The organism is Pseudomonas marginalis, assembly GCF_900105325.1.
In the GTDB taxonomy this organism is placed as follows: Bacteria; Pseudomonadota; Gammaproteobacteria; order Pseudomonadales; family Pseudomonadaceae; genus Aquipseudomonas; species Aquipseudomonas marginalis.
On the sequence record NZ_FNSU01000004.1, the window covers coordinates 221,137 to 245,097 of the forward strand.

At 57.9% G+C, this 23,961-nt stretch carries 17 protein-coding genes, 1 tRNA gene and 2 pseudogenes; 11 read left to right on the top strand and 9 right to left on the bottom strand.

Annotation, left to right across the window (positions count from 1 at the left end):
* Positions 1-23: 23 nt before the first annotated feature.
* A complete protein-coding gene (locus BLW22_RS31610) occupies positions 24-986 on the bottom strand; it encodes a FecR domain-containing protein (RefSeq protein WP_065925784.1) in 963 nt (320 codons plus the stop codon).
* Entirely contained in the window at positions 983-1,489 is a 507-nt protein-coding gene (locus BLW22_RS31615; RefSeq protein WP_065941133.1) for a sigma-70 family RNA polymerase sigma factor, read from the bottom strand. Before BLW22_RS31615 ends, BLW22_RS31610 begins: the two co-directional genes overlap by 4 nt.
* 103 nt (positions 1,490-1,592) lie before the next feature.
* Here BLW22_RS31615 and BLW22_RS31620 point away from each other — a divergent pair.
* Both BLW22_RS31620 and BLW22_RS31625 read left to right on the top strand, forming a co-directional pair.
* A pseudogene (locus BLW22_RS31620) lies at positions 1,593-1,890 on the top strand (IS66 family transposase); the annotation flags it as partial.
* 69 nt (positions 1,891-1,959) lie between these two features.
* Positions 1,960-2,220, top strand: a complete 261-nt coding sequence (locus BLW22_RS31625) for a DUF6429 family protein (RefSeq protein WP_065925781.1) — start codon at positions 1,960-1,962, stop codon at positions 2,218-2,220.
* 278 nt (positions 2,221-2,498) lie between these two features.
* Here the strand turns inward: BLW22_RS31625 and BLW22_RS35535 are convergent.
* A pseudogene (locus tag BLW22_RS35535) lies at positions 2,499-2,713 on the bottom strand (CopG family ribbon-helix-helix protein); the annotation flags it as partial.
* Positions 2,714-3,446: 733 nt separating this feature from the next.
* On the opposite strand from BLW22_RS35535, the gene BLW22_RS31635 reads away from it, so the two are divergent.
* The gene (locus BLW22_RS31635) at positions 3,447-4,400 is read left to right on the top strand and encodes a DUF2971 domain-containing protein (protein ID WP_074848415.1); all 954 of its coding nucleotides are present in this window, start codon (positions 3,447-3,449) and stop codon (positions 4,398-4,400) included.
* 302 nt (positions 4,401-4,702) lie between these two features.
* Here the strand turns inward: BLW22_RS31635 and BLW22_RS31640 are convergent, their stop codons facing one another.
* The 6 genes from BLW22_RS31640 to BLW22_RS31670 all read right to left on the bottom strand — a co-directional run bounded on the left by BLW22_RS31640 (position 4,703) and on the right by BLW22_RS31670 (position 10,886).
* Entirely contained in the window at positions 4,703-5,161 is a 459-nt protein-coding gene (locus BLW22_RS31640) for a nucleoside 2-deoxyribosyltransferase (protein ID WP_074848416.1), read from the bottom strand.
* The gene (locus BLW22_RS31645; protein WP_074848418.1) at positions 5,154-6,776 is read right to left on the bottom strand and encodes an SIR2 family protein; all 1,623 of its coding nucleotides are present in this window, start codon (positions 6,774-6,776) and stop codon (positions 5,154-5,156) included. The genes BLW22_RS31640 and BLW22_RS31645 overlap by 8 nt, the downstream gene beginning before the upstream one ends.
* A gap of 386 nt (positions 6,777-7,162) precedes the next feature.
* On the bottom strand, positions 7,163-7,438 hold the full coding sequence (locus tag BLW22_RS31650) for a hypothetical protein (RefSeq protein WP_074848420.1): 276 nt from the start codon (positions 7,436-7,438) through the stop codon (positions 7,163-7,165).
* Positions 7,435-8,415 (bottom strand): integrase domain-containing protein, encoded by a 981-nt coding sequence (locus BLW22_RS31655; RefSeq protein ID WP_074848422.1) that lies wholly within the window; start codon positions 8,413-8,415, stop codon positions 7,435-7,437. The genes BLW22_RS31650 and BLW22_RS31655 overlap by 4 nt, the downstream gene beginning before the upstream one ends.
* Before the next feature lie 902 nt (positions 8,416-9,317).
* A complete protein-coding gene (locus BLW22_RS31665) occupies positions 9,318-10,646 on the bottom strand; it encodes a tyrosine-type recombinase/integrase (RefSeq protein WP_074848424.1) in 1,329 nt (442 codons plus the stop codon).
* Between the two features lie 164 nt (positions 10,647-10,810).
* A tRNA-Thr gene (locus BLW22_RS31670) sits at positions 10,811-10,886 on the bottom strand.
* 188 nt (positions 10,887-11,074) lie between these two features.
* Between BLW22_RS31670 and BLW22_RS31675 the strand changes: the two genes are divergently transcribed.
* The 8 genes from BLW22_RS31675 to BLW22_RS31710 all read left to right on the top strand — a co-directional run bounded on the left by BLW22_RS31675 (position 11,075) and on the right by BLW22_RS31710 (position 23,944).
* Positions 11,075-11,485, top strand: a complete 411-nt coding sequence (locus BLW22_RS31675; protein WP_074848426.1) for a hypothetical protein — start codon at positions 11,075-11,077, stop codon at positions 11,483-11,485.
* Positions 11,486-12,052: 567 nt separating this feature from the next.
* Positions 12,053-13,102: a cellulose biosynthesis protein BcsQ gene (gene bcsQ / locus BLW22_RS31680; RefSeq protein WP_083381414.1), complete on the top strand. Its 1,050-nt coding sequence runs from the start codon at positions 12,053-12,055 to the stop codon at positions 13,100-13,102.
* Positions 13,099-15,318 (top strand): UDP-forming cellulose synthase catalytic subunit, encoded by a 2,220-nt coding sequence (gene bcsA, locus BLW22_RS31685; protein WP_065925774.1) that lies wholly within the window; start codon positions 13,099-13,101, stop codon positions 15,316-15,318. Before bcsQ ends, bcsA begins: the two co-directional genes overlap by 4 nt.
* A complete protein-coding gene (gene bcsB / locus BLW22_RS31690; RefSeq protein ID WP_027605102.1) occupies positions 15,315-17,582 on the top strand; it encodes a cellulose biosynthesis cyclic di-GMP-binding regulatory protein BcsB in 2,268 nt (755 codons plus the stop codon). The genes bcsA and bcsB overlap by 4 nt, the downstream gene beginning before the upstream one ends.
* A complete protein-coding gene (gene bcsZ, locus BLW22_RS31695) occupies positions 17,579-18,775 on the top strand; it encodes a cellulose synthase complex periplasmic endoglucanase BcsZ (RefSeq protein WP_074848428.1) in 1,197 nt (398 codons plus the stop codon). Before bcsB ends, bcsZ begins: the two co-directional genes overlap by 4 nt.
* The gene (locus BLW22_RS31700) at positions 18,757-22,596 is read left to right on the top strand and encodes a cellulose biosynthesis protein BcsC (protein WP_074848429.1); all 3,840 of its coding nucleotides are present in this window, start codon (positions 18,757-18,759) and stop codon (positions 22,594-22,596) included. The genes bcsZ and BLW22_RS31700 overlap by 19 nt, the downstream gene beginning before the upstream one ends.
* Before the next feature lie 17 nt (positions 22,597-22,613).
* Entirely contained in the window at positions 22,614-23,279 is a 666-nt protein-coding gene (locus tag BLW22_RS31705) for an SGNH/GDSL hydrolase family protein (RefSeq protein WP_027605099.1), read from the top strand.
* Positions 23,279-23,944, top strand: coding sequence for a DUF4397 domain-containing protein (locus tag BLW22_RS31710; protein WP_065925770.1), 666 nt, complete (start codon positions 23,279-23,281; stop codon positions 23,942-23,944). Before BLW22_RS31705 ends, BLW22_RS31710 begins: the two co-directional genes overlap by 1 nt.
* Positions 23,945-23,961: the final 17 nt, after the last annotated feature.

Genomic DNA, 23,961 nt, shown 5'->3' on the forward strand with positions numbered 1-23,961 from the left:
TATCGTGCAGCGGAAAAAATATTTCAGGCGGGCACGATCGAGACCCAATACCGCGTCATGCGCTCGATTCGCACCGGTAGCGTGCGCGCTACCAGGGTCAAGGCTGCATCGGTGTCATCCAGCGAAAAACTGCCTGTGAGGCGTAACCCTGAGACCTGCTCATGACAACGTAAAACACCGGGGCGATAACGTGAGAGTTCCGCCACCAAGGCATCCAGGCGCAGGCGATCCGCCGGCAGAATCCCGCGCAGCCAGGCTTGGGCGACCAGCAGGTCGGGGCGGCTCGGTACGCCGATACCCAGGCGATCCACCCGTGCCTGCCATCCGGCCTCAAGTGAAGAGGACGTTGGCTGGCCGCGTGAGTGCACCTGCACCTGGCCGCCCATGACGGTGACCTGCGTGCCCTGCCGGTCATGGCGCACTTGCAACTGCGCATCGCGGCTCTGCAGGATCGCGTCCGGCGTGATCAACTGCAGCGGGCGCGATTCTGCTCGCACATTCAAGGCCAGCTCGCCCTCTATCATCTGTATGCGCCGCACCTGGTCATTAAAATCCAGGTTCACCGCACTGGCCGTGTTCAGCCATAGCGAGCTGCCATCAACCAGGGCCCACTGGTGACGCTCGCCTGTTCCTGTGCGGTGGCTCGCCAGCGCGGCGCGCACTGGCGTGGAACCCGCGCCTTGCCAGGCAACTGTGCCAACCGCACCAAGGACCAACAGGCGCTTGAGTAACTGCCGACGTTTCTGCATGTCCGGCCCAGCCGACGCCAGTGCCCTGCGCGCGGTGGCATCGCGCAAAAGATTCGCTCCGGGCTGCTGCAACAGCGGCAAGCTGGCGACACGCTGCCAGGCCTGCTCATGCTCATCGCTCGCCTCGCGCCAACACCGCAATGCTTCCAGATCAGGCGCACTCATAAGCCCGGACTGCGTCCTGACAAGCCAATCAATGGCGATATCGCGCACCTGCGGATTAATCTCGGCCCTCATTCGAAACGGCTCGCATAGCACACACTGAATGCCTTGCCCATGGCCCGTTGCACTTGAGCCACAGTCAAACCCAACTGCGCAGCGATCTGCGGATACGTCAGGCCGTCGAGCTGAGACATGAAGAAAATCTGCCGTATGCGCTCAGAGAGCCCAATCAACAGCGAGTCGAGTTGCAACAAGGTTTCGATCACCAGATACCGGTCCTCGGGTGACGATTCCCCCCCTTCGGGCCGAGCAGCCAACGCTTCAAGATAAGCCCGCTCGATCTCCTGGCGGCGCCAGCGATTGACCAGCAGTCCATTGGCAATCGCCGCGAGAAACGCCATGGGCTGGCGCAACTCGCGCACCTGCTGAGGGGCGCGCAGCACACGGATGAACGTGTCGTGGGCCAGATCCTCGGCATCGGCACTGTGCCCCAACCGCCGGTTCAGCCAGCCCTGCAGCCAGCCGTGATGATTCTCGTACAACTGTTCGACGGACGATGTTGGGCTGGCATCCTGCATGTGAGGCTCGCACTGCGTGAATGATAATGCTTCTCATCGTATTGATCGGGCGCATGGTTGTACAGTGTTTACACCTGTTTGATGGGGTGGAATTCTACGTCCATATCTGAGCAACAACGGGAGCAAGTGGGTGCGCTACACCGAAGCCGGTTACTTGCCGATCGACAACAACGCCGCCGAGCGTGCGATCCGGCCCTTCGTGATCGGGCGCAAGAATTGGCTGTTCAGCGACACGCTCAAAGGCGCGACGGGCAGCGCTCAACTTTACAGTTTGGTCGAGACGGCTAAAGCCAACGGCCAAGAGCCCTATGCGTGGCTGCGCCACGCACTTGACGACTTCTTCGGTTGAGGATTACGAAGCTTTACTGTCCTGGAACTGCTCGCCGATGACGCATAGTTAAGCGCGCTATTCATCTTGATGGCTGGTGGGGTTTACGGTGAGTTCAAAGAACACGAGCGGAGCAACGATCATGGAATACGACGATAAACTGATTGAAGAAGCCGTGCTTGCCCTGTTGGCAACCTTCAGTTTTGATAACGGCAATGCTTGGAAAGGGTTCGACTTCGAGACCATGAACCGATTGCATGAACATGGTTTCATCAGTAATCCGGTGAACAAGAACAAATCGATTTGGTTGACGGCTGAAGGGCTGGAGCGAGGCCGGCAGATAGCCGACCGGTTATTTGGGGTAAGAACTCAAGTGGAGCATGAATCCGACTTGGATACCTGACTTCATACCACGGCCATACGATCGGTCGGGTTTATGGATCGCATAGTGCGCCTTATTTTCTTGCAGTTGCCGATATTCATTCAAACGCCAAATAGCACCAAGCCCCGAGTTACGGGGCTTGGTGCTGTGGTGCGCTTCGCGGTCACCTTGCAAACTAGAGGTCGCTCGATACGGATACGCGGTGATAACCAGCTCCCGGCAATCGGGCACTGGAGACGCTTTCCCTGCATGGGGGAAATGCTCCAGCATTTCCAGGCTGTTGAGATGTGGAAGACGGCTGCCTCCCTCAATTCCCAATCAGTGGCGTTGCCGGCATCAGTATCTGCAATGCCCTCCTGCACGGCTTTAAATGCCAGCACTCAGCGGTCACGTAGCGGCTCAAAGCCCGCTGCAGGGGGTATTGACGATCTCGGTCGGTCGCCCGCGCCAGTTGATCCAACTCGCTGACAAGTTCGGGCTTTACTCCGAAAGACAGAACGGGAGAGGCTGCCATAACGTTGTTCCACACGTGTTCTGTATGCGCTGTGTACATGGTATGCGGACGTTATGCTTCGGCTGGTAGTCGGCCACCAATAGCGGTTTGTCGGTTTGGGGAAGGATTTACAGGCGAGCGACTGGGTTGTATCAACCCAGAAACAACAAAGCCCTCACATTTCTGTGAGGGCTTTGTTTTGTATGGTGCGGCACCAGACGAACGGTATGTTTCGGCGGGGCTAGGTTTTTCGGACATCTGGAGTTCGTTGGAAAATTCGGCGTACCCCAACAAGTAACTATAAATAAATCAGCTAGTTATGGCGTTCGGTGGAATCGAACTCGGGATTTTTTAGATGTCAGCACTTTGTCGGACTGCAAGTAATTCAGAGCCGCATACGTAATGGTAAACCTCCTGAATTCAAACGTTGTCGATCATCCCCTCCGTAGAGAATAGGCAGAAATTCGCCGAAAGCTGCCCGTGGTAACAGGCAGCAGACGACCAGAAGCGGTCTCTCGCAGACATCGACTTGACACCAGCACAGGCTATAGACACGTTGCCAACGACTTCGTGACCTCCAGTCTACTGTTGTCGCTTTTTTCCCTCAGCCAATGTCGCCTTTGAACCATCGGCTAAATCACGACTTGGGTTACAGGTGAGCCACGGATGATATGCGACACAAATGGTGTAAAATATTAACTCACATGTGCCGCTTAATTATACTTATATTTTTAAACGCTAAGAGGAAGCGCCATTGAAGCAGCTCTTTAAATACATGAGCGAACCTCGGGACTTTTTCGAGAAAGGATTTATTCGTCTCTCGCAACCAAGCGTATTGAATGATCCATTTGAGGCGGCGTTCTGCCGTAAAAGTTTAGATGAACTGGCCAGTCACTTCGATGAACCGACCTCTTGGGATCCAGAATTTGGAGAGTTGAAATTTTCGCAGTATGTTGATTTACGGATGCACCACATCGGCGTGATAAGTTTCACTGAAAGTAAAGAAAATTTACTAATGTGGGCACATTATGCCAATGAACACAAAGGGATTGTTGCTGGTGTAGCATACCACCATGAAATGGGGTCAATTTTTGAGAGTCTATTTAGGGCAGACTCCTTGATAAATTCTGCCTGGGGCGAGGAATGGTCGAAATTCGATGGCGCTCCTGTGCCTGTTTTTTATAGAAAAGGCTTGAGATACCGAAACGACAAGTTTGATTATGACTATTCAAATATCTCAGCAGAGGGTGCCGATAGGGTTCTATATGAGGTTTTTTTACAAAAGAGTGATGAGTGGATTTATGAACAAGAGCATCGCGTGATTCTTAGGCTGGAGCAAGCTGATCGAGTGATAGTTCCAAACATCAGCTCTATTGGCAATTTGCACATACAAAACAGGATCAAAAACTCAAGCTATTCAATTTTAAACACCGATTCACGCTCATGCATTGTTAATCTATTTGAGGTTGCCGACGGCGCTGAGCGAACGGCTGTAGCAATGGAGTTGGCCAAGTTAAGCAAAAATCCCAAGACTATATATCTGATGAAATTATCATCTAGCTCAATAAATAATTGCTTGATAGGCTTAAATTCGAACTTTACCAAAGCTGACATTCAAGGAAAGCACGCCTGTTCTACCGGATATTTGGATATCTGGAAAGCCACCAGAAACATGGACTATTACAGCATAGAGTTTGAGGAAATATAAGAAGCCAATTATTCACGCACCCTCGGCGCTGGACACTGAATGAGCGTCCCCAAAAGACGCTAAACTACTAAATACTTGCGGACAGGTTCAGCCAATGTGTTGCACCCATCGGTTGAGTCTGGTGTACGCCAATGTCAGCTTTGGGTCGACAGTTGCCCGTCATGAAGAGCTGGAATTGGCCAGAAGCAGCCCGTCGGATTAGAGATCCGTTTGACGCGAAACCGAATCTCCACAACAGCCTCGTAACAATGCCCATGGCCTTTTCACCTTCAACAATTGAACGATGGAGACCATGGCAAAACTTAAACGCTAAAGTGCTGCTTCTTAGCGTAGGTGGCGATAAGCCAAGTAACTAGAGCATCTGCAGAGTTGAAGATTCTTTCGCAGCTTTGATTTATCATCGGATTATTGCCTGTTGGCAATGATTGCCGAATATCGCTCTTTAGTCCTACGCATCGTTTTCCGAGCGCAAAAGAAAAACCAAGTTCGAATGCGGCCCCCTCATCAATATGAGCACCGTTTAGGACAACTAGGAAAAGATCCGACTCCTTCATGGCAGCTATGTCGGCATCGAAAACCATCCTCTCTGCTAGCGCTGCCGATGTACCGTTTGCTACTAAGTCCCGTAGCAGTAGTCCATCCTCTTGTGGCAAAAATATATCAAAGTAGGCTTGGAGTCTGGCTTTGAGGGATTTGTTATATGCTAACTCTGCTTCGTTAAAAAGCGGAGCCGCGAGGTAAATCGTACGTTTTTTAAGCATTCGCGATATCACTCATACGCTGATCCAGATCTGACGGAGAATAACCGCACGAAAAAATTACTTTTGCAACATCACGTACAATATCGACCTCTTTTCTTTGAGTTGCATGAATTTTCTTCGGCCGCAAGCTGTCATAAATCTCCAGGCTCCTTTCCTGAAGCTCATTAATTTTAGCGGGCGGCCAGCTACTTTCCTTTCGCTTAGTAATTAAACGAGACCATATTTCGTTAACATCTCCAACCATATGAATAATCTCACCAGGAACGATTTTTTTCGTTGAAAGTCCTGGGCGAATGCCATAGCTGAGCATTGATTTAGCACGATCATTTTCAGGTACGCCGACGACAAAGGTCAACGGATCAAGGGGAGATCTATCAACTAGAAAAACTCCTACTTTTTTCCTGTCCAAGTAATTATTCTTCTTTCCAAACTGCTCATTAGTCCAGTCATCGATGGTAATCGTCTTGATAGTGCTAAGGTCGTCAGGAGAGCGGGCCATCTCCGGGGGCCGTTCGTCAAACCATTCGTCAAGCGTGACTAGGCTCCCAAACTGGCTAATTACGGTGGATTTCCCGATTCCAATGGAGCCTACAATGTAGTAAATATATTTAGTTGGAAGCCCCAAAAAATCAGACTCTTGAAGAAACTCCACCTCGGGCATAGTAACAGCCCGTAAAAACTCTTTAATATCGGTGCTATTGAAGAACAAAGTAATAAGATTGTAGTTGTTAAAGTTTGCTTCAAATATTGCAGTTTTATTTTGAGGATCAAGCTCTTCGCTTGTGAATCTAATAAAGTAGTTATAGTTTCCAGGACTGATGGAAGCTGCTTTTCTAAGAAGGTGAAGCAGGGTGGAATCGGTCAGCGAGTGCCCGACAAGAATGCTAGTCTTTTTTGTAAAAACATGGAGGAGAGTTGATAACCCTCCCCCTATGCCATCAAGCAACTGGTCTGCAAATGCTCCGTCAGAGAAAATCAGATTTTCACTTTGAAACTTGTTGTGATCAAATGGTAGAAATCCATTCGGATGATATATCACACATTTGTCTTTTGTGAACTGAGTGTGATGTGACCATACAGTTTGATACGGTCGCTCGTGCTTGGTAGGATTCAGATCTGCGCAAGAGAGGCCAAACTCCAAAAAGTCGTCAAAATTGTATGTGACGGTCAATTCTGAATGCTTTGCAAATTCAATGATTTCTTTAAAGTATGGGTGCGTATCTATCTTAGCGCGTCGTTCTTCAGGATTTATATCCTGATACAAAGCTTGGTGGATTAATCCACGCCAGTCGGAAAGGATTTTCTTTTCAATAAGCGCACCGCTTGTATAGCGCTCCTCTTGGGCGAGGTCGTATTTTTTGTAAGAAGTGAATATCTCAAAAAGCACCAACGCTGCCTTTCCCGCTGCGTCGTTTACGCCATGTACTTCAGGAGCTCGACTTGCCATCGAGGCCTTCATTCGTCCGACCAAAACTTCCCACATAGGAAGGTTCAGATCACGTGAGACTCCAGCGCCCAACACCAAGCTTGCCTTATTCTTTGCAAGCTGCGAGCGAAGCTGGCAGACGTATTTCCACGCAGATTTTACAGCTTCAGACTTAAAATGATGCGTCATGTAGACATCCAGGGTCGGAGCGTTTCTGAACGGGCTTGAATTGTTAAGGATGATAGCGTGTTTCGCTGGGCATTTAGGTGGTTTGACGGCAGAGGAGGCGCAAGGGAAGTAATCTGCCGTCAGCAACCCTTTAACGAACGGTAGCAACGGGTCGAAAACCGTCCTTCGGATTGACCGCTTATGGCCGATTCTGTTGAAAAAGTCGGATGTGGTTTTCACGGCAGAAAAGTACGCGCATGAGATTGAAATCTTGAATCGCCGTAAAGGCATATTCAGACTCAGATTTCACGTAGCAGTGCGTAAAAGAAGCGCTTTCACCGATCAGTCTTTTGGCAGTTTGAGGAAACCGACTTTTTCAACAGAATCGGCCGTTTTCTGACCGTCGTTTAGCGGTTGAAGTGCCAGGGTTTTCCTAAGCGATGGGAGAGTAATTGCACGGTCAGCAGATAGTAATAGCGCGTCGATTCAGTGTGCTGGTTTAGGTGGTGATTCAAAAACCACGCAAGGTGTTTTCTCTGCCAAGTCCATGGATTGTCGCGTTGCCAGTGCTCAACGATTGCTGTTTGGATAGCCTTCGCCTGACGCAAGTGGCGTTGGCGCGTGGTATGCGACCCGGTCAGGACGCCCGCCAGGAACAGATCCATATCGAATGCCGTGCTCATGCGCGACCACCAATGTAAGCGGCCACCACGACGATACGGTTGTGCCCCAGCTCATAGCTGATTTGTACTCGGGCTTCCTGATCGAGACGTCGGTCGAGTTGATAGCAATGGCCACCGTTGATGGGGGCGGGATGGTGGGTGATTTGCTCATAGCGTTCGCACGCATAGGCTGCCCGCAATTCGTGGAAGCCTTTGAGGTTGTACTGATGGAGGATGTCCCGTGCAGGACGGACGATTCCCCGTTGGAAATCGAGGTAGGTTTCGTTCGGTGCAAGTAGGTTGCGGCTACCGTCGGGTAAGACCTGTTCGGCGAATTTCAGCGCCTCGCGAATATGATCATCCGCCCTGATCCAGCGAGGTGCCGAGGCACCTGAGCGGTCCCCCTTGGTGCCATCCTGGATGTTGATCTTGCCGTATTGTTCGGCCTCACGTTTTAAGCGCGGCAGGTCGGCCAAAATGGCCTCACGTAAGCGCATGCCGGTGGCTCGCGCAAATTGAGCGATGGCTGCGGCACGCGGCTTCTGGTGTGCGCAAAGCACCTCTACGACCCTCTTCACATGTTCGCGGTCTTGGCCTTGCGGCACCGAACGACGAACACTGGTGCGCCGCATTCCTAGCGCCTTGCTCGGACTCGGTACTTTCACATACTGATCACCGCGAAGCGCTGCCAGGGTCCGATTGACGCTGGACAATCGGTTTTGCGCAGTGGCGATGGCGAGATCGCTGCGCTCAACCAGGTGACGCAGATGCTCCGCGTAATCCAGCAAGGTCTGCCGATCAATCTGCCGTGCATCATTAACTCCCGGGCCATCCTCCGACCGACACCAGCGCACGAACGTCTGCCAACGATCACTGTGTGCTTTGACCGTCCCGTAATGCCCACCGCCAAACAGGTCTTGCAGCGCTTGCGGCCCGGCGTAGCTCAGTTGCCGGCCATAACCGAAATTCCGCCCATCCCGTCTACCTACCAATGCCATGATCAAACTCCTCTCGAAGCCAAACCCTTGAAGCTTTCCCCACGTCATCCCGCCAAGAATGTTGAGTGTTATCAGGGATCAAGGCCCCTGCGACCTGTGAGGGGTGTCCACTAACGCGGGACTGGCGACTCCTTACGACCGGGAGCTTGGGCATCTCATGATCTGGCCTCCTGAACACTTCCGAGAAAGTGGGCGGGTGGAGGCTGCACTGGCTGACGAGACCAACGCCGCGAGATCCTGAGTCGGGTGAAGGCAGTGATGCGATGACCGGGGCATGCCTGACTGTCAGTCAGGTGCAGTCCATTCCTTGGGCTGCGGCACCATCATCTGCATCTCTGTTGCTGGTGACTTCGGTGTTTGTCACGCCGATTGTCACGAGGGGGAATGCCGCAAAGCCTTGTACGAGTTGGGCTGCAGCAGCGGTAGGAGCGCCCGTCTCTTTCCGGAAGAAAGAGACGGGCGCAGGTTGGCGCAATGAAATGGCCAAGCGGATAGGTTGCTGCAGGGCAGCTATGAAAGGGGGAAGTTGCCGCAGTGGGCACACTGGTAAAAGTAGGCATCCATCACATCGCTGTGACCGTGCGAGCCGCCGGACGCTAATCGCACTTTGGGAGAACCACCACGGTGTGGCGTAGCCTTAAAGGTTCTGGCTACCTGGGTTGCTGTCAACGACAGCACTTGCCCGATCTTTTCTACGCCTGTGGATAATTTGGGTCAAGGCTCGAATTTTCGGGAATTCTGCGGCTGTGGATGAAATTATCCACCGGTGGAAATCAGTGGTTTTCCACAGACAGTTGGGTGGGCTTTAGATTTTTTAAATGAGGTCCATCCAAGCAGGGCGGCTTTGCAGCCCCGCTTGGATGGACCCGCGTGGAAGGGCGGACTGCGGTGATCTCATTGGCTTACCCACGTTTGGATGCGCCACGGCTATTTTGTAGGGCGGTGATGTTGTTGCCGACTGGGTGAGCGAATTCGTGAGGCGTTACATGGCCGCTGCGATTGGCATCAATGTAGTTGCTCCACCACGCCATGATCAGCCGGCGCTGCTCCAGAAATTCAGCTTTGTGGATATACGCGGCACGCACACGGTTGCGTTCCTTGTGGCTCATTTGTCTTTCGATGGCTGCGTCGGTCCATAACCCGGACTCAAGCAGGGCGCTACAGGCCATGGTCCTGAAGCCGTGGCCGCACACGTCCTTACTGGTGTCATAGCCGACGTTGCGGAGCATGGTGTTCACCGTGTTCTCGGACATGGGCTTCCAGTACTTGTGGTCGCCCGGTAGCACCAACTCTGAAAAGCGACTGAGGCTGCGCAGGCGCTCCAGTATTTCGATGACCTGCGGCGATAGCGGAACCATTTGAATGTCGCCGTTCATCTTGGTCCCACGTGTGGAGTTGCGTACCCCTTCAATCGGTGCGCGAGTATCGGGGATTTCCCACATGGCGCGTTGAAGGTCGAACTCACTCCATCTAGCGAAGCGTAGTTCGCTGGAGCGGACGAATACATGCAACGTCAACAGGACGGCAAGGCGCGTCAGCTCGCGACCGTTGTAGTTGTCGATGCGTTGTAGCAGTTCGGGTAGGCGGTTGAGGGATAGGGCGGGGCGATGGACTGTGCGCGGCGCGTGAATCGAGCCTGCCAGATCCAGTGCAGGATTCATGGTGATCTGCCGAGCCCTTTTGGCCCCGCGCATGATGGTGGATAAGTAGTTCTGTACCCTTAACGCCACATCCATGGTGCCGCGTTCCTTGATGCGCTGGGTGATCTCTAGCAGGTCGTGGGTATCGAGTTCAGCGATCGGTCGTTGGCCGATGTGCGGGAAGACGTGGGTGCGCAGTCGGCTCATTACTGTTTTTGCATGGCCTTCGGTCCAGCGGCGGGACATATCGGCGTGCCACTCCATGGCAACGGTTTCGAAAAGCAGTGCCGCCCGCTGGGCTACGATCTTGGCCTTCTTCTTTTCTTCCATTGGGTCGAGGTTGTCGAGCAGCAACGCCTTGGCTTCGTCTCGCTTACGTCGTGCGACGGAAAGGGTAACGATGGGGTAATTGCCGATGATGAGCGTACCTTCCTTGCCGCTGGGCTTGGTGTACTTCAAGCGCCAGGTCTTCACGCCATTGGGTTTGACGAAAAGGTACATGCCGCCACCGTCGAACAGTTTGTAGGCGCGCTCGCGGGTTTTGGCCGTGCGGCATTGCAGGTCGCTGAGGGGGATCGCTAGACGTGGCATAGGGGTACGCGCTCCTGACCGGGAAATCGCAGTACCCCTAACATACCCTCGGGGAAGGGGGATTTTGTTGGATCCCGACAGAGGGTCCTGGAACGAAAAAACCCGCCAAAGGGCGGGTTTTCGGGGCTTCCAGAGCATTCGGTGGAATGCAATGGAGCCTAATGTGGTGCCGGCACCAGGAGTCGAACCCGGGACCTACTGATTACAAGTCAGTTGCTCTACCAACTGAGCTATACCGGCGTGTTAGGGCGACGATTATAGCGATTGGCAACGTTCTGTAAACCCCTGAATTCTGACTATTTTTGCAGAACCTGAGCTTTTTTCACGAACGCCCCTTTTTCCGGCAAGCGCGGGTAGGATTCTTCCCTCGTCGCCGGGCGGTCTGGCCGGTGCGATGTTGAGTTCATCCCTGCCTAAGGAAGCCCCACGTGAAACGGATTCTCTCCCTGTGCCTCATCCTCCTCGCCGCCGCTCTCAGCGCGTGCTCCATTACCAAGCCCGGCAACGACCCCGCGCTGGTCGGTACCTGGAAAGGCCTGCGTTCGGAAACCGGCAACTGTCAGTTCCTGTCGTGGACCAACCACCTCAAGGCCGATGGCCGTTTCACCATTACCTTCTTTCGCGATGCGCAGCAGACGCAGGTGATTCAGACCGAGCAGGGGTCGTGGTCGGCGGCCGACGGTAAGAACGAGTTGCGCACCGATGGGGTGCGTTCGCCGGATGTGTACACCTATAAGCTGGTGGACCCGGACACCGTGCATTACGTGAGTGTGGCAGCGGACCCCACCAGTGATTGCCAGGGTGATTATGAATTCACCGAGCGGCGGGTTCATCAATAAGCCTGAGCAGTTGTCCGCTGGCTGACGATGGTCAACGCGTTCGCGCTGGGTATCCTCTTGGTTCAATGGGTGGGTTCATTGAAGGTCGAGGAAGTGTCCAGCGGCGTGGGTTTTGCTTAGTTGTGCATAGACGTCGCGGGCGACCGCCGGGCGGGTTTTGCCTTGAATCCAGGCGCGGTTTGCGTATTCTGTCGCGCGATATGAATAGTAGGTTTAATCGCAAAATCGTGTAGGCAAATTTTCGAGACAGATTTGAGGCAACGGATTATTTGTTTATGGGTATGTCAGATTTGTGCCGTTTTTGACCATCAGGCCAACAAAAATCACGATAAATCGGTGCAAGTTCATGTTCTTACAACGAATGCATTTTTATCGCTGGATTCGTCATAAAAATGGCGCCACGCCGTTCGTCGGATAATATCGAGCTAAAAGCATCAAAATACTGACACCATCAATGTGATATCACAGAATGCCTCGGCCAACACATAACTATAAAAATACAAGGTCAGCTCTTCGCTGACCTTTTTATCGCCTTTAAAGCGCAAACCAGGTGGGGAGGGGCAGTGAGTGAGTCGAGCAGATGACATTTCAAAACTATTCAACAAGCTGGGTGCCAACCCGAATGGCTACCGCGAAATCGACTTTATCCATGAGTTTATCGAGGACGATGTAGAGGTCCTGGAAAGCCCGGAGGTTGTTGCTCCCCCGCCTGCAGTGGCAGCTCTCTTGGATGAAGCCCCATCGGCCCCGTTGTTGCGTTTGCTCGAAGAGCTGAACCATGGCGATGCCGACCACCTGCCACTGTCCGAAGTAATATCGGGCCCGCAAGGCGAGGTGTATTCGGAGCAGTCCACGCCGAAAGTGGTGGTGGTGGTTTCGGTTAAAGGGGGTGTCGGCCGTAGCACCTTGTCTGCTGCGATTGCCAGTGGCTTGCAGCGCCAGGGGCACCCGGCGCTTGCCCTCGACCTGGACCCGCAAAACGCCCTGCGTCACCACCTGTGCCTGGGCCTCGACTTCCCTGGCATCGGCGCTACCAGCTTGCTTAACGAAAGCTGGGAAGCCCTGCCTGAACGCGGCTTTGGCGGTTGCCGCCTGGTGGCGTTCGGTGGCACTGACCACGAGCAGCAGCAGAGCTTGAATCGCTGGTTGGGTCAGGATCCCGAGTGGCTTGGCAAGCGTTTGGCCAGCCTTAAGCTGAACGGCCAGGACACGGTCATCATCGACGTACCGGCGGGCAACACCGTGTACCTCCGCCAAGCCATGTCGGTTGCCGACGCGGTGCTGGTGGTGGTGCAGTCGGATGTGGCGTCGTTCAGCACCCTGGAGCAGATGGACAGCGTGCTGGCGCCATACCTGCAACGCGCAAAACCGCCACAACGCTTTTATGTGATCAACCAGTTGGACGCCGCCCACCGCTTCAGCCTGGACATGGCCGAGGTGTTCAAGACGCGCCTCGGCAGTGCCCTGCTGGGCACGGTACACCGCGACCTGGCGTTCAGCGAAGCCCAGGCCTACGGGCGTGATCCCCTCGACCCTACCGTCAACAGTATCGGCTGCCAGGACGTCCACGCCCTGTGCCGCGCCTTGCTCGAACGCATCGACTCGGACCTTCCATGACCGACAATACGTCCTCCACGCCCTTCGTCGAAGGGCGCGCTGAACAGCGCCTGAATGGCGCCATCGCGCGCTTCAATCGCTGGCCTGCGGCACTACGTACGGTGCTGGTATTTGCCAGTTGCGTGCTCGGTGCCCTGCTGTTTTTTGGCGTTATCAGTGCGCCGCTGGACCTCTACAGCCAATGCCTGTTTGCCGTTGTGTGCTTCATGGCGGTGCTGGTGCTGCGCAAGATCCCGGGGCGCCTGGCAATCCTCGCGCTGGTGGTGTTGTCGCTGGTGGCCTCGCTGCGCTACATGTTCTGGCGACTCACCTCCACCCTGGGCTTTGAAACCTGGCTCGACATGTTCTTCGGCTACGGCCTGGTCGCCGCCGAGTTCTACGCCCTGATCGTGCTGATCTTCGGCTACGTACAAACCGCCTGGCCGCTGCGTCGCACCCCGGTGTGGCTCAAGACCGAGCCGGAAGAATGGCCGACGGTGGATGTGTTCATCCCCACCTATAACGAAGCGCTGAGCATCGTAAAACTGACCATCTTCGCCGCCCAGGCGATGGACTGGCCCAAGGACAAGCTGCGTGTGCACGTGCTCGATGACGGCCGCCGTGATGACTTTCGCGAGTTCTGCCGCAAGGTCGGGGTCAACTACATCCGTCGCGACAACAACTTCCACGCCAAGGCCGGTAATCTCAACGAAGCGTTGAAGGTCACCGACGGCGAATACGTCGCGCTGTTCGACGCCGACCACGTGCCGACGCGCTCCTTCCTGCAAGTCAGCCTTGGCTGGTTCCTCAAGGATCCGAAGCTGGCGATGCTGCAAACGCCGCACTTCTTCTTCTCGCCGGACCCGTTCGAAAAGAACCTCGACACCTTCCGCGCCGTGCCCAACGAGGGCGAGTTGTTCTACGGCCTGGTGCAGGACGGCAACGACCTGTGGAACGCCACCTTCTTCTGCGGCTCGTGTGCGGTGATTCGCCGTGAGCCGCTGCTGGCAATCGGCGGGGTAGCCGTCGAGACCGTGACCGAAGACGCCCACACCGCGCTCAAGCTCAACCGCCTGGGCTACAACACGGCGTACCTGGCGATCCCGCAAGCTGCGGGCCTGGCCACGGAAAGCCTGTCGCGCCACATCAACCAGCGGATCCGCTGGGCGCGGGGCATGGCGCAGATCTTCCGCACCGACAACCCGTTGCTGGGCAAGGGCCTCAAGTGGGGCCAGCGCATCTGCTACGCCAACGCTATGTTGCACTTCTTTTATGGTTTGCCGCGTTTGGTATTCCTCACCGCACCGCTGGCCTATTTGGTCTTTGGCGCGGAGATTTTCCATGCCTCGGCGCTGATGATCGTCGCTTATGTACTGCCGCACCTGGTGCATTCAAGCCTGACCAACTCACGCATCCAGGGCCGCTTCCGGCACTCGTTCTGGAACGAGGTATACGAGACCGTACTGGCCTGGTACATCCTGCCGCCGGTGCTGGTGGCGCTGGTCAACCCCAAGGCCGGCGGCTTCAACGTCACCGACAAGGGCGGCATCATCGACAAGCAGTTCTTCGACTGGAAGCTGGCGCGCCCTTACCTGGTGCTGTTGGCCGTGAACCTGGTCGGCCTGGGCTTTGGTATCCATCAGTTGATCTGGGGCGATGCGTCCACGGCTGTGACGGTGGCGATCAACCTGACCTGGACCCTCTACAACCTGATCATCACCAGCGCCGCTGTCGCCGTGGCCTCGGAGGCGCGCCAGGTGCGTTCCGAGCCGCGCGTCAGCGCCAAGCTACCGGTGAGCATTATCTGTGCCGACGGCCGTGTGCTGGATGGCACTACCCAGGATTTCTCGCAGAACGGCTTCGGCCTGATGCTCACCGATGGTCACTCGATCACCCAGGGCGAGCGCGTGCAACTGGTGCTCTCGCGCAACGGTCAGGACAGCCTGTTCGATGCGCGCGTGGTGTTCAGCAAAGGGGCGCAGATCGGCGCCCAGTTCGAACCCCTCAGCCTGCGCCAGCAAAGCGAATTGGTACGCCTGACCTTCTCCCGCGCCGACACCTGGGCCGCGAGCTGGGGCGCCGGCCAACCGGATACGCCGCTGGCGGCCCTGCGCGAAGTCAGCTCCATCGGCATCGGCGGCCTGTTCACCCTCGGCCGCGCCACCCTACACGAACTGCGTCTGGCCTTGAGCCGCACCCCCAAAAAACCGCTTGATACGCTGATGGACAAGCCATGACCTCGAAGATTTTCGCTCGCCCTCATCCGCGCCGTGCACTCGCGCTGATGATCGCCTCGCTGATGGGTTTCAATACCCTGGCGCAAGCTGCCGAGCAAGCGGTGACCACCGTGCCCGTGCAAAGCACCGACAACGGCTACAGCCTGACCCTCAAGCAATTGGGGCGTCGCGACACCATGAACCTGCAAGGGGTGGAGTCTTCCGACAGCGTCAACTTCGACATTCGTGCCGACGAAGTGGTCAAGGGCGCGCAACTGTTGCTCAAGTACAGCTACTCGCCGGCGTTGCTGGCGGACCTGTCGCAGATCAACGTGCTGGTCAACGGCGAAGTAGCCGCCAGCCTGGCGTTGCCCAAAGAGGGGGCCGGCACTCAGCAGGAACAACTGGTGCAGATCCCGCCGAAGTTGATCACCGAATTCAACCGCTTGAGTCTGCAGTTCATCGGTCACTACACCATGTCCTGCGAAGACCCGTTGCACAGCAGCCTGTGGGCCAAGATCAGCAACAGCAGTGAGCTGAAAGTGCAGGTCGAGCCGATCGTCCTCAAGGACGACCTGGCCGTGCTGCCGCTGCCATTCTTCGATAAGCGTGACGCGCGCCGGGTGAGCCTGCCGTTCGTGTTCGCGACCGCGCCGGACAGTGCCGCCCTGGAAGCGGCCGGTGCGTTGTCGTCTTGGATCGGCGGCCTCGCCAGCTACCGTGGCGCGACCTTCCCGACCACCCTCGGCGAGCTGCCGGCCAAGGGCAATGCCATCGTGTTGGTGCAAACCGCCGAAGCCATGGATGTGCACGGTGTCGCCATCGCCAAGCCGACCGGCCCGACGTTGACCCTGATCGCCAACCCCACCGACGCCAATGGCAAGCTGCTGATCGTCACCGGCCGTGACGCGCAAGAGCTCAAGCGCGCCGCCACCGCCGTGGTGCTGGGTAGCCCGGTATTGGCCGGCAACAGCGTGGTCATCACCAAGCTCGAAGCCCTCGCGCCGCGCCGTCCCTATGACGCCCCGAACTGGCTGCCGAGCAACCGCCCGGTGCGCCTCGGTGAGTTGGTCGAGCAGCAGAAACTCAGTGTGTCGGGCTACAATCCCGGCGCCATCAGCGTTGACATGCGCCTGCCGCCTGACCTGTTCAACTGGCGTGAAGAAGGCGTGCCGCTGCACCTCAAATACCGTTACACCCCACAGCAGGTGTCGACCAATTCCGCGCTGCTGATCGGTCTGAATGACCAGTTCATGAAGTCCGTGGCGCTGCCGTCGGTGACCAACCTGGGCGGCGGTCAAACCCTGCTCGACCAGTTGAAGAAAGACGAAAGCCTGCCCCGTGAAGTGACGACCCTGTTGCCGATCAGCTCGGCATCGCCCAAGTCCAAGCTGCAGTTGCGCTTTATGTACGACTACATCAAGGAAGGCGAATGCCGCGACATTATCGTCGACAACATGCGCGGTTCCGTCGACCCGGACTCGACCCTCGATGTCACCGGTTACCAGCACTACATCGCCATGCCTAACCTGGGTGTGTTCAACGACTCCGGTTTCCCGTTCACGCGCCTGGCCGACCTGTCGGAATCCGCCGTGGTCATGCCGGACAACTTCGGCACCGATGAAATCACCGCTTACCTGACCGTGCTCGGCCGCTTCGGCGAAGCCACCGGTTACCCGGCGACTGCCGTGAAAGTGGTACAGGCCAAAGATGTGCAAAGCGTCGCCGACAAGGACCTGCTGGTGCTCGCCACCGCCGCCAACCAACCGCTGCTCAAGCAGTGGCAGCAGTACCTGCCGGCGACCAGCGATGGCGCGCAGCATCAGTTCCTGTTGTCGGACCTGCCGCGTTATGTGCGCAGCTGGGTCAGCCCCGATCCGGCGGCCAATATCCACAAGGCCAATACCGGGATCACCTTCAACAGCTTGAGCAGCAGCACCTGGCTGGCCGGTTTCCAATCGCCGCTCAAGTCCGGGCGCAGCGTGGTCCTGATCGCCAGCAACCAGCCGCAAGGCCTGCTGGAAGCTACCTCCGCCCTGATCGGCGGCGACGACTACAAAGATTCGATCCAGGGCAGCCTGGCGGTGGTGCAAGGCACGCAGATCAGCTCGCTGGTGGCGGACGAGCAGTACTACGTCGGCAAGCTCAACTACTTCAAGTTCATGCAGTGGCAACTGTCCCAGCACCTGGGGTGGATGCTGTTGATCACCTTCCTCAGTCTGGCGGTGGTCACGTCGCTGATCTACCTGTCGCTGCGTGCCCGTGCAAAACGGCGGTTGGCATGAGCCCGCTGCGTAGCATGGCCCTGATAGCGCTGGGCTCGCTGATGTGTGCTGGTGTGGCGCAGGCGCAGAGCTGCGACTGGCCGTTGTGGCAGAACTATGCCAAGCGCTTCGTGCAGGACGACGGCCGCGTGCTCAACTCCTCCATGAAACCTACCGAGAGCAGCTCGGAAGGGCAGTCCTACGCGATGTTCTTCGCCCTGGTCGGCAACGACCGTGGCAGCTTCGACAAGCTGTGGACCTGGACCAAGGCCAACATGTCGGGGGCCGATATCGGCCAGAACCTGCCAGGTTGGTTGTGGGGCAAAAAGCCTGACAACACCTGGGGCGTGATCGACCCCAATTCTGCCAGCGACGCGGATTTGTGGATGGCCTACGCCCTGCTTGAAGCGGCCCGCGTGTGGAATGCACCGCAATACCGCGCCGATGCGCAATTGATGCTGGCCAATGTGGAACGCAACCTGATCGTGCGTGTGCCGGGCCTGGGCAAGATGCTGTTGCCGGGGCCGGTGGGTTACGCCCATGCCGGTGGTCTGTGGCGGTTCAACCCGAGCTACCAGGTGCTGGCGCAGCTACGTCGCTTCCATAAAGAGCGGCCGAATGCCGGCTGGAACGAAGTGGCCGAAAGCAACGCGCGGATGCTCGCCGACACCGCCAGCAACCCCCATGGCCTGGCGGCTAACTGGGTCGGTTACCGCGCGACCAGTGCCAACACCGGGCTGTTTGTGGTCGACCCGTTCTCCGATGACCTGGGCAGCTACGACGCGATCCGCACCTACATGTGGGCCGGCATGACCGCCAAGGCCGATCCACTCGCGGCGGGCATGCTCAAGTCCCTGGGGGGCATGTCCCGGGCGACGGCTGCGGCGGCCACCGGCTTCCCGCCGGAGAAAATCCACGTCACCACCGGCGAAGTCGAGAAGAACAACGGCTATTCGCCGATCGGCTTCTCGGCGTCGACCATTGCCTTCTTCCAGGCCCGTGGCGAAACCGCCCTGGCACAACTGCAAAAGGCCAAGGTCGACGACGCGCTCAACAAAGCCCTGGCGCCCTCGGCGCCGGACAGCGCGCAGCCGATCTACTACGACTACATGCTCAGCCTGTTCAGCCAAGGCTTTTCCGATCAGAAGTACCGTTTTGAACAAGATGGTACGGTCAAACTTTCCTGGGAGGCAGCATGCGCCGTCACACGCTAGCCATTGCGATTCTCGCCGCCCTGGCCTCGACCGCCAGCTTCGCTGAAACCAGCGACCCGCAGTCCCTGCTGATCGAGCAGGGCTACTACTGGCAGGCGAAGAAAAACCCCGAGCGGGCCCTGGAGACCTGGCAGAAACTGCTTAACCTGAGCCCCGAGCAGCCGGACGCGCTTTATGGCATCGGCCTGATCCAGATGCAGCAGAACCACCCGGCCGAGGCGCAAAAGTACCTGGCCCGACTGCAAGCGCTGAGCCCGGTGCCGCGCCAGGCGTTGCAGCTGGAGCAGGACATCACCGTCAACATGCCGGAAAATGCCAAGCTGCTGGAGCAGGCGCGTGAATTGGGTGAGCCCGAAGACGAGCGCGAAAAGGCTGTGGCCTTGTACCGTCAGATTTTCCAGGGCCGCCAGCCCCAGGGCCTGATTGCCCGTGAGTACTACAACACCCTGGGTTTTACCGCCAAGGGCACCAATGAGGCCATTGCCGGCCTGCAGCGCCTGACCCGTGAGCGGCCCAACGATCCGATCGTTGCGCTGTTCCTGGCCAAGCACCTGGCACGTAACCCGGCAACCCGGCCGGACGGTATCCGTGCGTTGGCCAAGCTGGCCTCGAACAACGATGTGGGCGGCAACGCCGATGAAACCTGGCGCTTTGCGCTGGTCTGGCTCGGCCCACCGAAGCCGGACCAGGTGGCGCTGTTCCAGCAATTTCTCACCGTGCACCCGGATGACACCGAGATCCGCGCGCTCATGGACAAGGGCATCGCCCAAGGCAAGGGCGGCGGTGCCTGGCAGCGTGATCCGCAGATGACCAAGGCATTCAAGGCCCTGGACGACGGCGACTTGAAAACCGCCGAGCCACTGCTCACGGCGCGCCTTGCGCAAAAATCCAATGACGTCGATGCCCTTGGTGGCATGGGCGTGTTGCGTCAACAGCAAGAGCGTTTCAGCGATGCGGAAAACTACCTGGTGCAGGCCACGCGCTTGCCCGGTGGCGCCGCATGGCAGTCGGCCCTGAACGACGTGCGTTACTGGAATCTGATCAGCCAGAGCCGTGACGCCCAGCGCGCCGGCCGCGGTGCCCAGGCCCGTGACCTGGTGGCCCAGGCCGAGCGCCTGAATCCGGGCCAACCGGGTGCGGCAATCGCCTTGGCCGGTTTCCAGGCCCAGGACAACCAGTTCGACGTTGCCGAAGCCGGCTACCGCAAGGTGTTGGCCCGTCACCCTGGCGACCCGGATGCGCTCAGCGGTTTGATCAACGTATTGTCCCAATCCGGCCAGCCGGATGAAGCCCTGAAGCTGATCGACTCGGTGTCTCCGGCCCAGCGCGCCAAGTTTGCGCCGAGCGTGAAAATCAACGCACTGCGCGCTACCCAGGTCGGCAAACTGGCCGAGCAGCGCGGTGACCTGAAGGCTGCGCAAGCCGCCTACCGCCAGGCCCTCGACGCCGACCCGGAAAACCCCTGGACCCGCTTTGCCCTGGCGCGCATGTACCTGCGCGACGGTCAGATCCGCAATGCGCGTGCCCTGATCGACGGCCTGCTCAAGACCCAGCCCAACCAACCGGATGCGCTGTACACCAGTACCCTGTTGTCGGCTGAACTGAGCGAGTGGAAACAAGCCGAGGCCACCCTCGGGCGCATCCCCACCGCCCAGCGCACGGCGGACATGAACGAGCTGGCGATCGATATCGCCCTGCATCAGCAAACGGACATCGCCATCGAAACGGCGCGCCGTGGCCAGCGTCCGGAAGCCCTGGCGCTGCTTGGTCGTTCCGAGTCGCTGACCCGGCAAAAACCTGAGCGCGTGGCGGTGCTGGCTGCTGCTTATGTTGAAGTGGGCGCCCCGCAGTTCGGCTTGGACATGATGCAGAAGGTGGTGGAGAACAACCCCAACCCGACCGTCGACCAGAAACTGCTGTACGCCAACGTACTGCTCAAGGCCAACAAGTACAGCGAGGCGGGCGAGATCCTGCGCGAAGTGCAAGGCCAGCCGTTGACCGAGATCGGTCGCCAGCGCTATGACGATTTGATCTACCTGTACCGGGTCAAGCAGGCCGACGCCCTGCGCGAGAAGAACGACCTGGTGGCGGCCTACGACATGCTTTCCCCGGCCCTGGCCCAGCGCCCGAACGACGCATTGGGTGTCGGTGCCCTGGCGCGCATGTACGCGGCCAGCGGCAACGGCAAGAAGGCCATGGAGCTGTACACGCCGTTGATCCAGCAGAACCCGAACAATGCGCGCCTGCAATTGGGTCTGGCGGACATCGCCCTGAAAGGCAACGACCGCAGCCTGGCGCAATCGGCCAGCGACAAGGCCCTGGCGCTCGAACCGGGCAACCCGGAGATCCTCACTTCGGCGGCACGCATCTATCAGGGCCTGGGCAAGAACAGCGAAGCCGCTGAACTGCTGCGCAAGGCCCTGGCGATTGAAACCGCGATGAAGGCCAGGACCCAGGTGGCCCAGGCCGAACCTCAGGGCAAATCGTATAACCCCTTCGTGGGCTTGCCGGGCCAGCGCCGCCAGGTCACCGACCTGACTGTCGCCGGCGCCGTGCCGCCGCCGATCGATGCACCGACCAAGACCGTCACGTCCAGCGCGTTTGCCAGCGCGACGTCCAACGACCTGAGCGACCCGTTTGTGCCGCCGTCGACCATCGCCTCCATCGACAGCCCCGAGCTGAGCCCGGCACGGCTTGCGCTGGATACCATCCTGCGTGACCGTACCGGGTATGTGGTGCAGGGCTTGAGCGTGCGCAGCAATAACGGCGAGAAAGGCTTGAGCAAGATCACCGATGTGGAAGCGCCGTTCGAAGCGCGCATGCCGGTCGGCGATAACACCATAGCGTTGCGCGTCACGCCGGTGCACTTGAGTGCGGGCAGCGTGGGCAGCGATGCGTTGTCGCGTTTCGGCAAAGGCACCACCACCCCGGCGGGCTCCCAGAGCGACACCGGTGTTGGCTTGGCCGTCGCGTTCGAGAATCCGGATGAAGGCCTCAAGGCCGACGTCGGGGTCAGCCCGTTGGGCTTCCTCTACAACACCCTGGTGGGTGGCGTGAGTGTCTCGCGTCCGTTCGAGGCCAATTCGAACTTCCGCTATGGCGCCAATATTTCCCGGCGTCCGGTCACCGACAGTGTCACTTCCTTCGCGGGTTCCGAAGACGGCGATGGCAACAAATGGGGCGGCGTCACCGCCAACGGCGGCCGTGGTGAGCTGAGCTATGACAACCAGAAGCTGGGCGTCTACGGCTACGCGTCGCTGCATGAATTGCTGGGCAATAACGTCGAAGACAACACCCGCCTGGAACTGGGCAGCGGCATCTACTGGTATCTGCGCAACAACCAGCGGGACACGTTGACCCTGGGTATCAGCGGCTCGGCGATGACCTTCAAGGAAAACCAGGACTTCTACACCTACGGCAACGGTGGTTACTTCAGTCCGCAGCGCTTCTTCTCCCTGGGCGTGCCGATTCGTTGGGCACAAAGCTTTGATCGCTTCAGTTACCAGGTAAAAAGTTCGGTAGGCCTGCAGCATATCGCGCAAGATGGGGCGGATTTCTTCCCGGGCGAAAGCACGCTGCAAGCGTCCAGGGGTAATCCCAAGTACGAGAGCACCAGCAAAACCGGCGTCGGCTACAGCTTCAACGCGGCTGCCGAATACCGTCTCAGCTCGCGGTTCTACCTGGGAGGTGAAATCGGACTCGATAACGCCCAGGATTACCGCCAGTACGCGGGTAATGCCTATCTGCGCTACTTGTTCGAAGACCTGAGCGGACCTATGCCTTTGCCGGTCAGCCCGTACCGTTCCCCTTATTCCAACTGATTAAATCGGAGTCATTCATGCCTGTTTCTGCGATTGCCGGCCTAACCATGCTGGTACTGGGCGAAAGTCATATGAGCTTTCCCGATTCGTTGCTCAACCCGCTGCAAGACAACCTGACCAAGCAAGGCGCGGTGGTTCATTCCATCGGTGCCTGCGGTGCTGGTGCGGCGGATTGGGTCGTACCGAAAAAAGTCGAGTGTGGCGGCGAGCGCCTGCCCACCGGCAAAGCGGTGATCTACGGCAAGAACGCCATGAGCACCACGCCGATCCAGGAACTGATTGCCAAGGACAAACCCGACGTTGTCGTGCTGATCATCGGCGACACCATGGGCTCGTACACCAACCCGGTGTTCCCCAAGGCCTGGGCCTGGAAAAGCGTGACCTCGCTGACCAAGGCGATCACCGACACCGGCACCAAGTGCGTGTGGGTCGGTCCGCCGTGGGGCAAGGTCGGTTCCCAGTACAAGAAGGACGACACCCGCACCAAGCTGATGTCGGCCTTCCTGGCCAGTAACGTGGCGCCGTGCACCTACATCGATTCGCTGACCTTCTCCAAGCCGGGCGAGTGGATCACCACTGACGGCCAGCACTTCACCATCGACGGCTACCAGAAATGGGCCAAGGCCATTGGTACGGCCCTGGGCGACCTGCCGCCATCGGCCTACGGTAAAGGAAGCAAATAATGAAACGCATGACCCTGGGTCTGGCGACCTTGCTCGCCAGTGTCAGCGCCTACAGCGCCGACATCCCGTTGTACCCCACCGGGCCGGAGCAAGACGCAGCGTTCCTGCGTTTTGCCAATGGCACTCCCGGCGAGTTGAAGCTGGTGGCGGACGGTTCCAAGGCCAGCCTGGTGTTGAGCGGGGATAAAGCCGTGTCGGCCTTCCTGCCGGTGGTGGGGGGTGACAAGCCGATCAAGGGCGTGTTGAGCCGCGACGGCAAAAACGCCGACCTGTCGGTGACCGTGGCCCCCGGCGAATTCGCCACCGTGGTCGCGTTGGTCGACGCCCAGGGCGCCACGCGCCAGTTGGTGGTGCGTGAGCAACCGGACGACTTCAACGCGCTCAAGGCTTCCCTGGCCTTTATCAACGCCGATGCCGCCTGCGCCGACGCCAGCCTGGAAGCCGTGGCCCAAAAGGCCGAGCTGTTCAAGAAGGTGGCCGAAGGTTCGCTGCAACGCCGCATGATCAACCCGCTGGAATTGTCGGTGCAGCTCAAGTGCGCCGGTGCTCCGGTGGGCCAGCCGCTGACGTTCACCCTCAAGGCGGGTGAGCGCTATAGCGTGCTGGCCGTCCCTTCGGCTGCAGGTTCGAAGTTGCTGTTCGCTTCCGACGCACTCGCTAACTGATCGGGCCCGACACCACC